The 13,226-nt window shown below is 66.2% G+C and carries 15 protein-coding genes and 3 pseudogenes; 9 read left to right on the top strand and 9 right to left on the bottom strand.

Features of this window, described 5'->3' with window-relative positions; genetic code table 11:
* Window positions 1–47: 47 nt before the first annotated feature.
* A pseudogene (locus ACI2L3_RS13110) lies at window positions 48–268 on the top strand (IS5/IS1182 family transposase); the annotation flags it as partial.
* 172 nt (window positions 269–440) lie between these two features.
* Here the strand turns inward: ACI2L3_RS13110 and ACI2L3_RS13105 are convergent.
* Window positions 441–1,379, bottom strand: coding sequence for an alpha/beta fold hydrolase (locus ACI2L3_RS13105; RefSeq protein ID WP_404752417.1), 939 nt, complete (start codon window positions 1,377–1,379; stop codon window positions 441–443).
* A 51-nt stretch (window positions 1,380–1,430) separates the two neighbouring features.
* Window positions 1,431–1,625, bottom strand: a complete 195-nt coding sequence (locus tag ACI2L3_RS13100; protein ID WP_404752416.1) for a hypothetical protein — start codon at window positions 1,623–1,625, stop codon at window positions 1,431–1,433.
* A 141-nt stretch (window positions 1,626–1,766) separates the two neighbouring features.
* Here ACI2L3_RS13100 and ACI2L3_RS13095 point away from each other — a divergent pair, with 141 nt between their 5' ends.
* A complete protein-coding gene (locus ACI2L3_RS13095) occupies window positions 1,767–2,357 on the top strand; it encodes a TetR/AcrR family transcriptional regulator (protein ID WP_404752415.1) in 591 nt (196 codons plus the stop codon).
* Window positions 2,358–2,986: 629 nt separating this feature from the next.
* Complete coding sequence (locus ACI2L3_RS13090) at window positions 2,987–3,655, top strand: hypothetical protein (RefSeq protein ID WP_404752414.1); 669 nt, start codon at window positions 2,987–2,989, stop codon at window positions 3,653–3,655.
* Here ACI2L3_RS13090 and ACI2L3_RS13085 read toward each other — a convergent pair.
* A pseudogene (locus ACI2L3_RS13085) lies at window positions 3,651–3,961 on the bottom strand (transposase); the annotation flags it as partial. The gene ACI2L3_RS13090 and the pseudogene ACI2L3_RS13085 overlap by 5 nt on opposite strands.
* Before the next feature lie 32 nt (window positions 3,962–3,993).
* On the opposite strand from ACI2L3_RS13085, the pseudogene ACI2L3_RS13080 reads away from it, so the two are divergent.
* A pseudogene (locus ACI2L3_RS13080) lies at window positions 3,994–5,032 on the top strand (IS630 family transposase); the annotation flags it as partial.
* 1 nt (window position 5,033) lies between these two features.
* Here ACI2L3_RS13080 and ACI2L3_RS13075 read toward each other — a convergent pair.
* From ACI2L3_RS13075 to ACI2L3_RS13065, 3 genes are all read right to left on the bottom strand, one after another.
* Window positions 5,034–5,816: an oxidoreductase gene (locus ACI2L3_RS13075; protein WP_404752413.1), complete on the bottom strand. Its 783-nt coding sequence runs from the start codon at window positions 5,814–5,816 to the stop codon at window positions 5,034–5,036.
* A gap of 80 nt (window positions 5,817–5,896) precedes the next feature.
* The gene (locus ACI2L3_RS13070) at window positions 5,897–6,475 is read right to left on the bottom strand and encodes a TetR/AcrR family transcriptional regulator (RefSeq protein ID WP_404752412.1); all 579 of its coding nucleotides are present in this window, start codon (window positions 6,473–6,475) and stop codon (window positions 5,897–5,899) included.
* Window positions 6,476–6,584: 109 nt separating this feature from the next.
* Window positions 6,585–7,280 (bottom strand): L,D-transpeptidase family protein, encoded by a 696-nt coding sequence (locus ACI2L3_RS13065; RefSeq protein ID WP_404752411.1) that lies wholly within the window; start codon window positions 7,278–7,280, stop codon window positions 6,585–6,587.
* A 381-nt stretch (window positions 7,281–7,661) separates the two neighbouring features.
* Here ACI2L3_RS13065 and ACI2L3_RS13060 point away from each other — a divergent pair, with 381 nt between their 5' ends.
* Window positions 7,662–7,976: a hypothetical protein gene (locus tag ACI2L3_RS13060; protein WP_404752410.1), complete on the top strand. Its 315-nt coding sequence runs from the start codon at window positions 7,662–7,664 to the stop codon at window positions 7,974–7,976.
* A 9-nt stretch (window positions 7,977–7,985) separates the two neighbouring features.
* Here ACI2L3_RS13060 and ACI2L3_RS13055 read toward each other — a convergent pair whose 3' ends face one another.
* Complete coding sequence (locus tag ACI2L3_RS13055; RefSeq protein WP_404752409.1) at window positions 7,986–8,804, bottom strand: serine hydrolase domain-containing protein; 819 nt, start codon at window positions 8,802–8,804, stop codon at window positions 7,986–7,988.
* 550 nt (window positions 8,805–9,354) lie between these two features.
* Here ACI2L3_RS13055 and ACI2L3_RS13050 point away from each other — a divergent pair.
* From ACI2L3_RS13050 to ACI2L3_RS13035, 4 genes are all read left to right on the top strand, one after another.
* Window positions 9,355–9,681, top strand: a complete 327-nt coding sequence (locus ACI2L3_RS13050) for a PadR family transcriptional regulator (RefSeq protein WP_404752408.1) — start codon at window positions 9,355–9,357, stop codon at window positions 9,679–9,681.
* A complete protein-coding gene (locus ACI2L3_RS13045) occupies window positions 9,678–10,034 on the top strand; it encodes a DUF1048 domain-containing protein (protein ID WP_404752407.1) in 357 nt (118 codons plus the stop codon). Before ACI2L3_RS13050 ends, ACI2L3_RS13045 begins: the two co-directional genes overlap by 4 nt.
* Before the next feature lies 1 nt (window position 10,035).
* Window positions 10,036–10,362 carry a DUF1048 domain-containing protein gene (locus ACI2L3_RS13040; RefSeq protein WP_404752406.1) on the top strand — a complete coding sequence of 109 codons (327 nt, stop codon included), beginning with the start codon at window positions 10,036–10,038 and terminating at the stop codon, window positions 10,360–10,362.
* A 545-nt stretch (window positions 10,363–10,907) separates the two neighbouring features.
* On the top strand, window positions 10,908–11,411 hold the full coding sequence (locus tag ACI2L3_RS13035; protein ID WP_404752405.1) for a hypothetical protein: 504 nt from the start codon (window positions 10,908–10,910) through the stop codon (window positions 11,409–11,411).
* A gap of 600 nt (window positions 11,412–12,011) precedes the next feature.
* Here the strand turns inward: ACI2L3_RS13035 and ACI2L3_RS13030 are convergent.
* Both ACI2L3_RS13030 and ACI2L3_RS13025 read right to left on the bottom strand, forming a co-directional pair.
* Window positions 12,012–12,449 (bottom strand): pyridoxamine 5'-phosphate oxidase family protein, encoded by a 438-nt coding sequence (locus tag ACI2L3_RS13030; protein ID WP_404752404.1) that lies wholly within the window; start codon window positions 12,447–12,449, stop codon window positions 12,012–12,014.
* Window positions 12,450–12,519: 70 nt separating this feature from the next.
* Complete coding sequence (locus ACI2L3_RS13025; protein WP_404752403.1) at window positions 12,520–13,134, bottom strand: hypothetical protein; 615 nt, start codon at window positions 13,132–13,134, stop codon at window positions 12,520–12,522.
* Window positions 13,135–13,226 lie beyond the last annotated feature (92 nt).

Raw genomic sequence — 13,226 nt, 5'->3', positions numbered from 1 at the left:
CCGGCCGATGAGGAGACCGCCCAGCGAGATTCCGGCAGGCAGCAATCCTGCCGCTGGAGGACCGAGTGCTGCTGGTCTGCCGCGTACTGGCGGACGAACCCACCTCGGACCCGCGCTCGCCCTCCATCAGCGCAAGCGGTTCCGCAAGAACACTGTGCTGATCGTGGACGGCGCCCCGGCCCCCACCCGCGACCATCAGGTCACCGAGCAGTCGAAGAACTACCGATACTCCACCAATCACCAGGTCGTCATCGACGCCGCCTGGCGGGCAACGACTTCGCCGTCGTTCAGGTTTGACACCTGGTTGCGGGCTGCCTCAATGAGCTGCCAGAACCGCGCTCTGCCTGCCATGGCGGTTACGTCGCTCCCGTCAGCATGCGTGGCCGCCGGGCACATATCGGCTCCGGGTTCCTCCGGCCTCGGTGACCAGCCGGGTGCGCTCAGTCTCGATCGTCTTCGGTGATGAAGTCGGTCAGCGCGGCAGCGACTGCGTCGGGCTGTTCATCGGGGATGAAGTGTCCTGCCTCCGGCACAACGATGCCGGTGGCGTGGTCGGCCCACGGCCTGATGGAAGCTGCCATGTCGGGGATGGAGCCGTTGCTGCTGGAGATCCCAAGAAGCGGGATCCTCAGGCGCTGTTGTTCCAGCGCTTCGTGGTTCTTCTGCGCCGACTGGGCGGCGTCCCGGTAGTAGGCCAGGGATGCACGGAGGCCCCCATCGGCGGCCACGGACGCGGCGTATTGCTCAATCTCGGCGTCGTCGAAGGTATCGGAGGAGAGGGCCTTGACCTTCAAGAACCAGCCGACGTACTCCCTTTCTCGGCCGGCGAGCAGTGTCTCGGGCAGGTCGGGCACGAGGTGGAAGGCGAAGTGCCAGGTCTTCCACGCCTTCTCAGGATCGGTCGGAATGGCGTCAGGGAGCGTGATGCCCGGTATGCCTGCGTCGAGCAGCGCCAAGCCACGCAACTCGCTCTGGTACTTCAAGGCGAGAGAGAAGGCGACCCACGCGCCGATGTCGTGGGCGACCAGCCAGTATGTCGAGACTCCGAGCGCCTTGACCGCGGCGTGGACGTGCGCAGCGACCGTGTGCGTGTCATAGCTGATGTCCGGGCGTTCGGAGTGGCCCTGGCCCGGCAGGTCAATCGCGATGACTTGGAATCGGTCGGCCAGGTTCGGCATCACCTTCCGCCATGCCCACCAGGTCTGCGGAAACCCGGCGAGCAGCACGACTGTTGGACCGTCCGGCCGACCGCCCTCAACCGCGTGCAGCCGGACGCCGTCCGCGTCGACCCAACGGTGGGTGAAACCGGCCAGGTCGGGCAGCGGCAGGTCGCGCACCGGGTTGCCGGAGGCGCGGGAAGCGCTTGCGGGGTCATTCATGATTCTCCTCCACTGGCGTGAGGTGTGTTGACGATCTGTTGGCGGCGGCGCTCAGCACGGCTGCCGTTCCACGCTCGCGCGCGAGTTCCGCGATCGCCGACGCTGCATCGCGGTGATGAGCACGGTCGCCACGCCGTTCAGCACACGCGAGATCAGCAGAACCGTGAGGCCGTCTGCCGGCGCCAAACCCAGAGCACTCAGCGCCGTGAGGGTGAACGGCAGCGCGACAACCAGGGTGGCGGCCAATGGCGCGGCGGACGGGCAACCGCTGTGATCCTGCGGGGTATCCGACCATGATCATGCCTCACCCTATCCCATGCTGAACTGATTGGTTCAAGATGGGATAATGGTCGCCACCGAGAAGGCGGAGCAGGAGGGAGGTGTGGCATGGCAGGCAAGAAGCAGTTCGACGTCGCCACGGCGCTCGATGCCGCGATGACCCAGTTCTGGCGGGCCGGCTACGCGGACACGTCACTGGACGACCTGTCCCGGGCGACCGGACTCAACCGCAGCTCCATCTACTCCTCCCTCGGCGACAAGGACACGCTCTTCATACGCTGTCTGGAGCGCTACGCCACGCGTTACGGAGACAAGTACGACGCCGCGTTGTCCTGCGCCGCCGACCAGCCCCTTGCAGCCGCGCGGGCGTTCTTCGACGTCACCCTGGAACGCATCGCGGACCCCCATGTGCCCAACGGGTGCCTGGTGGCCCAAACCGTCATGGCAACCCCAGTGCTGAGCGCGAGCGTTGCGGCGCGTGCACGGGAGGCGATCGGCTGCCAGCACACCCGGCTGCGCGCCGCGCTGAAGGCCGGCCGGCTGCGCGACGAGGCGGCCGAGTCTTTCGCGGCTCACCTTGCGGCCGTGAATCAGTCCCTCGCCGTCATGAGCAGGGCCGGAACGAGCACGGAGCAGTTGCGCGCCATCGTCGACGTGACCCTCGACGCACTGGCGCAGGCTCTCGGCGCGAGCGACTGAAATTCGTCCGGCGAAGCAGACTTCGCCGCCTGCCTGAGCGGAACCGACCAAGGCGGGGCAGGGGCAAGGGAGCGGCTGCGAAAGAACGTCGAACTGTGAGCTAAGGCGTTGGGTGAGGGCCGGCATGAGGATCCGGGATCGTTATTTCACAGCGAGGGAACAAGACGAAGCTTGTTCAGACCAGGAAAGAGTACGGTCTCTCGCCGAGGGTGAGGAGCCATGGGACAGGTTGCTTGGCGTCCAGCCTCCAAGTCGTCAACGGTGCCCGCGCAAGGCTGATGTACGGCGAAGTTGTGACGACGACTGGACCCAGACAGGAGTCCCCATAGAGGTCGCCCCCGCTGACGTGACCTTCACTGTCACTCCTGCCAACCGAGCTGGTTCACTGCCTCAATTTCTCCTCGGGAAAGCTTGAGGAGGGTAGCGATAACCTCGTCCCAAGACTCAAGCGTGACGCGACGAGGGGCGACCGATGAATTTGCGACGTTTTCCCACCACAGCGTCCGGTCCGCGAAGACGCTGAGGCACGGGCACCACTGAGGGTCCCCCGTTCAGCACACCCTACGGAATGAGTGTATGGATGGCCAGGCAGCCTCGCTGCGGTTGCCGTTACCGTACGCCTAGACCCGGTGCTGGACGGCCTGCCCACCCGGCGCCAAGGCCAACCGGGCGGCGAGGGGGTTCAGTTGGCTGGGGCCTGCCCGATGGATCCTCATGGCGTACTCGTACTGGTCACCTATGCTGAGGCGGTCTCTGTCGGCCTTCTCAGTCCCTCAAGGAAAGACCAGTTGACACCGCATTCCCTCGCGTTCTACATGGACGTGATCGCGTCCGGCACGGTCCTTGGCGCCAAGCCGACGGACAGTCCTGACCAGGTCACCGCAATCCTGGGCTCCGGCTTTGCCGAGAACTCCTTTGGCGACCAGAGCATGTGGCGCGACTACGGAATGGTCGAGTTCTTCTGGAGCCGTGAATCGCGGGACCATCCGTGGGTGGGCCACCACTTCACCCTGCAGGTGCATCGGCTTTCTTGGGGCGGCAGCACTGTCAACAGGGTGCTTCGTGCGCGGTACGGCCGCTTCGACCGTCACCTTCAATTCGACAAACTGGAGCGTCTGCTGGCCAAGCGCGCCGTACACATGGAGGCCGTCCCGGATTCCAACGCTCCGGCCCACACCCTGCACTGGCAACCTGCCTCGCAGGTGTCCGTCACGGTGTGCCGGTCTCCTGAGATGAGGGCACGTCGGCGTGGCGGTGCACGTATCGGCGATGTGTATGCCGTCTCATCGGCTCGGTGAGCCGGCCGCCCTTACTGCCGCGGCGCCGGCGATTGGCCCGCTGGCCTCTCGGTTCGGCGATCATGTGCTTGATCTGCCGCCTTCGCAGAGGGCGCCGGTTGCGGCAGGACGAGTACGCTTTGTCGCCCCCGAGATGGTCGGGCCGGGTGGCGTGGCGGACTAGACAGTACGCAGAAGCCTCTCCCACGTGCCGTCCGCGGACCACCGGCGATGACGGTCGTGCGCCGTCTTCCACTTCCCGAAACGGGACGACAGATCCCGCCAGCCGAGTCCATTCGTCATCAGATAGATCGCCCCACCCCATACCGAGAGGAACCGTCGACCGGTCGGCAGGTCACCTGGCCCATCGGACCGACCCTAGTGCTCTGCCCCGGAAACTCCAGCGAATTGTGCGGCGAGGCACCACCAGCACGGTGCGGTTCCGGAAAGCGATGATGCTGCTGGCCTCGGGGGGGGAGGCGGGAACACCGCCCCGGTGATCGCGCATCGCGTGCAGGCGGACGAGGACACCGTCCGCGACGTCATCCACCGCTTCAACGAGCTCGGGCCGGCCTGCCTGGACCGTCAGTGGGCGAGAGGCCGTCCCCGTCTGCTTGACGCCGACGACGAGGCATCCGTCATCCAGATGGCCACCGCCCGCCCCACCAAGCTCGGCCGGCCCGTCACCCGCTGGTCGATCAATAAGCTCGCCGGCCTTCTGCGGCGCAACGTCGCCCGACCGATACGCATCGGCCGCGAGGCCTTGCGTTGCCTGCTCGCGCGCCGCGGCGTGACGTTCCAGAAGACCAAGATTTGGAAGGAGTCCACCGACCCGGACTTCGATACCAAGCTGGACCGAATCAAGTACGCGCTGGCCGAGCGCCCCGACCGGACCTTCGCCTTCGACGAGTTCGGGCCGCTCGGCATCCGCCCCCCACCCACCGGCGTGCCCTGCTGGGCCAAGGAGGGCAGGCCCGACCGGCTGCCGGCGACCTACCACCGCACCCGCGGGGTCACCTACTTCCACGGTTGCTACTCCGTCAGCAACGACACCCTCTGGAGTGTCAACCGGCGCCGCAAGGGCATCAACCCGACCTGAGCCGCGCTCAAGAGCGTCCGGGCAGCGCGTCCTGACAGCGCCTCGAGCTGCGTGATGCTGGACAACCTGTCCGCCCACAAGAACGTGCGCATCCGGAGCTGGGCGGCCCAGAACAAGGTCGAGTTGTGCTTCACCCCGATGAACGTGTGATGAACGTGTCCTGGGCGAACCTGGTCGAGGCGCACTTCGGGCCGCTGCGGCAGTTCACCCTCGCCGACTCCCATCTCCCCAACCACGCTGTCCAGACACGGGAGTTGCACCGGTACCTGCGCCGGCGCGCCCAGAATGCCCGGAACCCCCTCACACCGTCTTGATGCCTCCGCCCTCGATGACGTAATCGGCGCCGGTCACGCTTGCCGCGCGGTCCGAGACGATAAACGCGACGAGGGCCGCGACCTCGTCGGCCTCGACCATGCGACCAGTGGTCATACCCATCGCAGCGGGCACCCCAGCCAGGAAGTCGCGGTGCCCGACACCGTTCGCCTCCGCGAGGCGGGCACCGAACCCGTCGGCGTCCTCCCACATACCGGTACGCGTCGGACCAGGAGAGACAGTGTTCACACGCACGCCCTGAGGACCGAACTCCTCGGACAGCGCCTTACCGAACGCGTTGAGACCTGCCTTCGCGACGCCGTACTCGATCGGGCCCGTGCCCGGCAGACGTGCGCTCATCGACGAAATGTTCACCACCGAACCACGGCGCTCCAAGATGCTCGGCAGCAGCCGACGGGTGACGCGGACCGTGCCGAACAGGTTGACCTCGAAGCTCTGCGCCCACAGGGCATCGTCGGCCGCGAGGAACCCGTTCAGGGTAAACGTGTCACCGCCGCCCAGATTGTTGACCAGGATGTCCACGCCACCGAGTTCCACGAGCGCCTGCGCTGCCAACTCCTTGGCACCTTCCGGCGTGCTCAGGTCGACCGCGACCGGGTAGGCACCGGCCTCCTTCAGCTCGGCCGTGATCGTGCGGGCCGCACCCACCACGCGGACCCCCTCGGCGACGAGCTGCCGTGTGATCGCGAGGCCCACGCCTCGGCTGGCCCCGGTGACGACTGCGGTCTTCCCTGCAAGATCGAGCTCCATGTCAGACTCCTTGAACATATTTGAATTACAGGTACAAAACTAGGCCGCAAAAGAGGACCGCACCGACCGGCGGTGCCGGACTACAGTGCCCCCATCGCCGCGTCCACGACCCGCCTCAACTGAGTGGCATCCTCGGCGGTCTTCGCCAGCACTCGCATGCCGATCACTGTCGCGAGCAACCAGGCAGCGACCGCCGCCGCGTCGCGGCCGCCGGCGATCTCGCCGGCCCGCTGACCTTCCTCGACGGTCGCCCGGAACGCACTCTCCGTACGCGCGAACATCTTGCGCACCGTGTCCGTCGTCTCAGCGTCCGAGGTAGCCAACTCGGCGGCGGTGTTGACCGCCATGCAGCCGCGCCGCTCCGGGTCGCCCAGGTCGAGCTCGACCAGCGCCTCCAGCGCACCCCGCAGCCGGTCCTTCGCCGAACCGGGGTGATCGAGAAGAGCCTCCAGCCACGCGGCCTGTGCGTCGCGGTAGCGCATAAGCGCCCGCTCGAACAAGGCATGCTTACTGCCGAAGGTGTTGTACAGACTGCCCTTGCCAATGCCGATCTCATCCACGAGGTCCTGCGGCGTCGTCGCCGCGTACCCCTTGCGCCAGAACACGCCCATCGCGCGCTCCACCGCCACATCCGGATCGAACTGCTTCGGCCTGCCCATGGCGCCACCGTAACACCATTTTTGACCTTGAGGTCAAAAATGGCGTTACTTCTCGACTCACAGCACTAGCCCTCCACCATGACGACCTCTCGGCGGCAGCTGCTGCGGATCAGGTGCCCGGCTTGCGGCCATAGACGAAGACGTCGTCGCCCTTGCGCAGCATGTTCCAGTACTTCACGGCGTCCGTCTTCGTCATGTTGACGCAGCCGTGGGAGCCCGGCGGGGACCAGACGCTGATGCCGACCGAGTGGAACGCCTGGCCGCCGTCGAAGAACTGGCTGTACGGCATCGGCACGTGGTAGATGCTCGACACGTGGTCGATGTTGCGCCAGTAGACCTTCTTCAGACCCGTGCGGGTCTCGTGGCCGTTGCGGCCGGTGCGCACCGGTACCGGGCCGTACTTGAGGTCCTTGCCGTCCTGGATCCAGCTGAGCTGGAGCGTCAGGTCGACACAGGCGATGCGCCCCTTGTTGGTCGGGCACTTCCCTGCCTTGTTGGGGTTGTTGCCCACCGCTTTCTGCTTGTTCATGAGGTTCATGACGCCCCAGGTGACGCTGCCCGCGTACCCGGCGTTCGGGGTGATCTTGTGCTTGGTCTGGAAGGCCTTGATGGCCTTGCAGTCGGCCGCCGACTGCTTGCCGTCCACCGGGCGGCCGAGGAACTTCTCGACCTGCTTCTGGTGCGGTCCGGTCTGCGTCGAGCACGAAGCAGCCTGAGCGCTGCCGGCACCGAGCGCCACCGTGAGCGGGGCCACCAGCATGGTGATCCCCAGAGCCACGGCTCCTTGTCTGCGTATGTCCCCCACTGCTGCCCACTCCTCATTCGTCATTCGTCTGCGGGTCGAATTCCACCTGCACCTGCTAGACAACGTGGATGCATGGTTCGTTGCAGGACGAATTGACACAGGTGTGTAACAGGGCGATTTGTCGCCGCATCGGGCCACTCGGGCACGGGCGGGGCCACGCCGTCCCGAGCTCGGTGGGACCCTCCCGCCTCACACGGCCATCGGTCCCGTACGGCGTGCCTCCGCGCAGCACGAGTTCCGCTTGAGCTTTGAACTCCCCCCTGCGACGTCCCGTACGGCAGGCGCTCCGTAGCCTCTTTGAGCCTGACATCCGTGCCAGGCGTGGCTGCGCGAGGTAGCCACAGGACCAAACCCGTGAGGTACCAAGCCCGTGAGGTCAGGATGATTGCCACAGACGGCACTTGGCGGCTCATGAACGGCAGCACTCTCGTCGGCACCATCACCGTGGACGACAGCGACATGCCCTGGCTGCTCGGCCATTTCTCCCCGCTGCCTGCCTTCAGCCAGTTCAAGCCCTGGTTCGACGAGATCAACGCTCTTGTTGAGGCCGAGGAGTTCGAGCGGTTCGACGATGTTTACGACCGCATCGAGGACGCTCTAACCCTCGTGTCGGCGTCCGGTCCTGTCGACCAGTTCCTCCTCCATATCGACCACGATCGCGCTTGGTTCCGCTGGCAAGAGGCCGCAGCGGGCTGAAACTCAAGCTCAGAGTCCGCAGAACTCTGTCTCGACTGCCGCGTCTTCCAGTCGCTGCTCGCCCCAGTCGCCGTTGCGGTTCATGGTCATGACGCGCCGGCCCGCCGAAGCGAGCGTCCGGGTGGCGGAGCCGGGGATCATCCCGCCGTGGCCCCACGCCCAGCAGCCCTCCTTGAGCTTGAAGTGCCGTATGCCGAGGCCATAGCGGTCCTGCGGGCCACCGTGCCCCTTGTCCCCGTCGACGTGGACCGTGTCGAGCAGCTGCCGCTGCTGGGCGGGGGGCAGCAGTTCACCGGCCAGCAGCTTGGACAGGAAGGTGTTCACGTCTCCGACGGTCGAGATCATCTGACCGGCGGAGAAGGCGACGGTGGGGCTGAACTCGGTGACGTCGCGTACTTCCGCCTCCGGCGCGTCCTCGAACAGCGTGGAGTAGTGCCTCGCGTGCGGTGCGGGCAGTCGGGGCGAGGTGCCCGGCACTTGTGTGCCGCGCAGGCCGAGCGGCCGGATGAGGAGACGCTCGACCGCCTGCGCGTAGGTTCCACCGGTGGCCTTTTCGATGACCATGCCGGCGACGATGTAGTTGGTGTCGGAATAGTCCCACCTGCCTGGCTTACCGGGCCTGCTGCCCTGTTCCGGCTGGAAGTTGGGCGGGTGGGCGAGCGCGATGTCCACCAGCTCTCCCGGAGACCACCTGACGTGGCGGTTCTTGTTGAACTCGTCCCCCGCGTACAGGGTCCGGTAGCCCTTGCCGCGCACCACTCCGGGCAGCCATTCCTCCACGGTGTCGTCCAGCGACAGCTTCCCCTCGGCTTCCAGCTTGAGCAGCACCCGTACAGAGCGCCGTCGACGGTGTGGCCGTTGACGTCGACAGTGTGTGCGCCGGCCGGGGCCGACCGGATCGTCGCCAGTCTGCCGGTACGCCTGGTGGGAGGCGGTGACGAACGAGCGGACTTCATCGTCATCGTCCCAACAACCCGGTCGAAGGCCTCACCGCGAAGTTCCGGAACCTTGATCCGTTGCCGCCGAGCCGGTCGTCCTTGTAGGAAGCGCGTGCCGTCCCCCACCTCGGTTCCGCCCGACCCGCATGCCGCGAAGGCCCTCACGACGTCCATCGTGATGCCCCGCCCGGGGCGTTCCACTGATCTTCACCGGGTTCCGGCCCCACTTCATGAATAGGGCGGTTCCGTATGTCTCTTGTGGCCGCATTGCATCCGGTGTGTCCGCAATCCTCGCCGATGGCACGCCCGCATCGGCGAGACAAGTGCCTGTTCGGCAACTCTCCTTACCAGCCAGCCGCGGAAGTCCGGTACTCGGTGATACTGTATAGCGGTACTCGGTAGTACACAGTACCGGACCGCTAGGTCGAGGAGGCCCCGCGATGGACGACCTGACGGAGATGCTGAAGGGCACGCTCGAAGGATGCGTGCTCGAGATCATCGGCAGCGAGGAAACCTACGGGTACGCCATCACCCGGCGGCTGAACGAGCTCGGCTTCACTGACGTCGTCGAGGGGACGGTCTACACCATCCTGCTGCGGCTGGAGCGGAACAAGCTCGTCCAGGTGACGAAACGGCCGTCCGGGGTCGGTCCGCCGCGCAAGTTCTACGCGCTCAACGACGCCGGCCGCGAAGAACTCGCGAAGTTCTGGACGAAATGGCAGTACGTCTCAGCACGCATCAACAGGCTCAAGGAAGGCGGGAGATGAACTTCTGGGAGAAAGTCACAGGCAGCGATCTCACCAGGGATTGGAAGGCGTTCGGAGCCCGGGTCGAGGCCCTGCCGGACGAGTACCGGGAGGCATGGGACCAGATCGTCGCCCAGCTCTTCCCCTACGGGGACTTCACCGGCCGCAACCTGACACCGATCCTCGACTCCGCCCTGGGGCTGCTCGAAGTGTCGGCAGCGGACGGGCAGAGCGTCCACGAGGTCCTCGGCGAGGACATCCAGGGCTTCTGCGCGGCGCTGGCCGGTGGAGAAGGGGCGCGAACCTACCGAGACCGGTGGCGCGAGCAGTTGAACCAGAACGTCGCAAGGAAACTGAACAGGCTGGGAGGCTGACGTGGGCATCCAGGACATCATCGAGGGCAAGAAGCAGTGGCGCGCGCACATGGCCCGGGTCAAGGCCCTCCCGCCGGACTACCGGATCGTCTACAAGGAGATGCAGAAGTACCTGTTCAAGGTCGGCCCGGTCGACCTGCCCGACGGTCCCCTGCTCCCTGGGATCGTCGACTTCTTCGAGGAAGGCGCCGCCACGGGCAAGGGGGTCCTGGAGCTCATCGGGACCGATGTCGCCGCGTTCTGCGACGACCTGATCAAAGACTCACGCACCTATGCGGACGTCTATCAGGAGTCCATCAGCAGGGAACCTGGCGCGGACGAGAAGTAGCCCCGTCGCCTCATGCCAGTGGGGTCATACCAGTGGCGTCATGCCAGTGGGGCGCAGTCGCCCCGAGCGCGGTTCGTCCGCCTCGGCGCATCGCCGAACAGGCGTGAGCCGATCGGCTGCCCGGAGCCGCCGCAGAGCCTGTCCACCGAGATGGTCGAGCAGGCGGTCACGCAGTCCAGCGGGCCCTGGCTCAGGCCTTCCACACCCTTGGTGGGCAGGCATCCGGGCTGAGAGCCGCTCGGCACCATTCTCCGTGACGACACGCCTGCCCCGTGACGACACGTCTGACGTGCAGTCGCGGGCTGGACGGCGTCAGCCGACCTGGTTCCGGAAGCTGTTACTCCCCCAGCAGCCAACCCACCGTCGACGACGTCGACATCACCGCCGGGACCGCTGCGACGTCCAGACTCGCCATCCAACATGCGAGTCGCCGTCCAGTGGCAGAAGGCGTCCGGCGGCGACCGGGCCGCATTCGCCGCTGGCCTGAGTCAACGCGCCAGCCAGCGGATCGCCCCACCCTCTGACAACAGAGAGCAGCACTTCCAATGATCGCCTCGAACCTCTCCGCGGACTGGCTCACCGCCTGGCAGCAGGAAATCACCGCCACACTCGAGACGATACTTCGCAGCTTCGAGGACACCTTCGGCTATCCACCAGGCGACAACGAAGTGTTCCTGGCCGATGAGGAGAGCCGAGCCGCGGCAGCACGGCTCAAGGAGGTTATGGATATGCCCCGAGGGCTGACCAGTCTCTACGCCGTGATCGCCGAGCTCTCACTACCTGATATCGATCACGGATACTTCGTGCACACACCTGCTCAGATACTCGACGACATCGACCAGTACGGTCACGTCCGCGTCACCGCGCACGCCACTGGCGTCGTGTTTGGCAGTGACGGCGGAGGCATCCTCTTCGCCCTCGATAGCGACGGAAGAGTGCACCGGTCCACCACGGCGTCCTGGTCCGACGACTTCGAGGTGTACGCACCAACCCTGGTCCACTTTCTCGAACAGCTCCGCCAAGCTGTCACGGCCTTCGCACGCCGCTGAGATCCGGTTCGCCCCGGCACCTACGTCACCTGTCTTCAACCCCGACCAAGCCCTGTGTCGGCCCCGCGCCGCGCCGGGCGGAGGTCGCGCGCTCCCGGTCCCCACGCCTGCCACCCAGGACCAGCTCGCAATCGCTTCCGGTGAAGCCTCGTGGGCTGGATCCGGAGCTCCGTCGACCCGCGGTTGTGCGCGGCAATTGTGGTCCTGCTCGCCCCCAGCCCATCCTGATCTAGACCAGCACCGGATCTCATCGCCTGGCTCGCTCAAAGGTTAAGCGGGGCAGCAGGGCGAAGTAGACCACGGTTACATCGCACCGCAGTGATCGTTGCTGACGCGGGAGGCTCACAAGCGGGGCTCAACGCTCCCACCACTGCTAGGGAGCAGTAGCCAGCAGCCATGCCCCGCTCCCGAACGGATGCTCCTCTGCCGCCTGGTAATTGCGTCTGTCGCCCAGTGATTGCGCCGGCGCAAGAGTGGCCCGCTCAACCGGGCGGGTACGCCCTCTACCGACGCCAGTATGATTGCAGTTGACGCGAGCAGCTCACAATCTGGTACTGCATCGATCCCAGAACAAGTGAACAGGGCAATCGCAGGGGCCAGTCACGCGATGCCGGAGTAGCTCAAATCCTTTGCCGTGAGTGAGTCGGGAACCAGCCGCAACCACGTCGTTCCCCTGTCCATGGGGTCATCGTGCAGGTAGCGAACGAAACGTGCGTCCCAGCGGGACTCGTCCGCGCCGAGGTAGCGGGTGAGCTTGCGTCGGCCTCGCGGTACGTCGAAGGGCACGAGCTCGGCATCGCCACTGGCAATCACCTGTTGGACGAGGCCCGTTGTGATGTCGCAGACGTCGACCACGAGGGCGACCCTGGGGTTCGCCCTCACGTGATGGAAAAGCCTGGCCCATGGCCCCGTCAGGACCCAGAAGGCTCCGTCCTCCCACAGGAACCACACGGGGCGCACGGTCGGGCCTTGGGTCGCGATGCGTGCGGTGAGCGGTTGGCTGAGGAATAAGTCCACGTCGAACGCAGGAGAGGTCACCCGTTCATCATCTTCTTCTCGCTGAGCCTGTTGGGTTTCGAGACGTCGGGATGCGGTGTGGGAGCACGTCTCAGCGCGCCGACCGCACCAGCCCGCGGAACGGGCGGAACCATGGGCCGGCACCGCCGGGTTCGTCCTGGAATCCGGCGAGCACGAGGAGCTGCCGTCCGGCCTCGCCGATGTAGAAATACTCCGCCACTGCGGCCGAGGACGTGCGGGCGGCCGAGGCGCGCTCGGTCAGCTCATCGGCGAGCGATCGGGCCATCCCGGCGTCCTCGGTGTCGTGCCACGTTGCGGTGAAGTAGCGGGCCGCTCCACCATCGTGCCGCCCCGCGAAGCGGTAAGGCACGTAACGGCCCGGCGGATCGGCCGAGTACAGCGCCTGGACGGCGCTGCCAAGGGTCTGCTGGTTGCGCGGGTCTGCGGCGAAGGTCCGGTGTGCTTCGGGACTTGTCCATTGGGCGAAGTTGAGGATGGTGCGGCCGTCAGACCCTGCCAGGCAGTGCCGCGCAAGGTACGCGGCCGGCAGCTGGGCTCTCTCCCAGGCGTCCATGACGCCGGACATGACCTTCTGCTGTTGTTCGGGCCCCCTGGTGTGCCATAGGGACGCCAGGATGAGGCCCGCGTCTGGACGGGCAGGGTCGGGCAGTGCGTCCGGGCGGAGGCCGGCGAGGGTGGCAGTCATGACGTCAGCCTCCAACCTCGACTGCGATTGAGGTCAAGCTCCGTGATCGACCGAGGTCCGCGACCCGCTCGTAGATCATCTGCCACGGCCCG

It is taken from the genome of Streptomyces sp. NPDC029674 (assembly GCF_044903205.1).
GTDB lineage: Bacteria > Actinomycetota > Actinomycetes > Streptomycetales > Streptomycetaceae > Streptomyces.
The sequence above is the reverse complement of the archived record's forward strand: the minus strand, read 5'-3'. Positions and strand labels throughout refer to the sequence as shown.

Excerpts from the sequence above, each read along its gene's own strand:
- ACI2L3_RS13105 (WP_404752417.1), bottom strand. The coding sequence starts at position 1,379 with ATGAATGACCCCGCAAGCGCTTCCCGCGCCTCCGGCAACCCGGTGCGC.
- ACI2L3_RS13095 (WP_404752415.1), top strand. The coding sequence starts at position 1,767 with ATGGCAGGCAAGAAGCAGTTCGACGTCGCCACGGCGCTCGATGCCGCG.
- ACI2L3_RS13075 (WP_404752413.1), bottom strand. The coding sequence starts at position 5,816 with ATGGAGCTCGATCTTGCAGGGAAGACCGCAGTCGTCACCGGGGCCAGC.
- ACI2L3_RS13070 (WP_404752412.1), bottom strand. The coding sequence starts at position 6,475 with ATGGGCAGGCCGAAGCAGTTCGATCCGGATGTGGCGGTGGAGCGCGCG.
- ACI2L3_RS13060 (WP_404752410.1), top strand. The coding sequence starts at position 7,662 with ATGATTGCCACAGACGGCACTTGGCGGCTCATGAACGGCAGCACTCTC.
- ACI2L3_RS13050 (WP_404752408.1), top strand. The coding sequence starts at position 9,355 with ATGGACGACCTGACGGAGATGCTGAAGGGCACGCTCGAAGGATGCGTG.
- ACI2L3_RS13045 (WP_404752407.1), top strand. The coding sequence starts at position 9,678 with ATGAACTTCTGGGAGAAAGTCACAGGCAGCGATCTCACCAGGGATTGG.
- ACI2L3_RS13035 (WP_404752405.1), top strand. The coding sequence starts at position 10,908 with ATGATCGCCTCGAACCTCTCCGCGGACTGGCTCACCGCCTGGCAGCAG.
- ACI2L3_RS13025 (WP_404752403.1), bottom strand. The coding sequence starts at position 13,134 with ATGACTGCCACCCTCGCCGGCCTCCGCCCGGACGCACTGCCCGACCCT.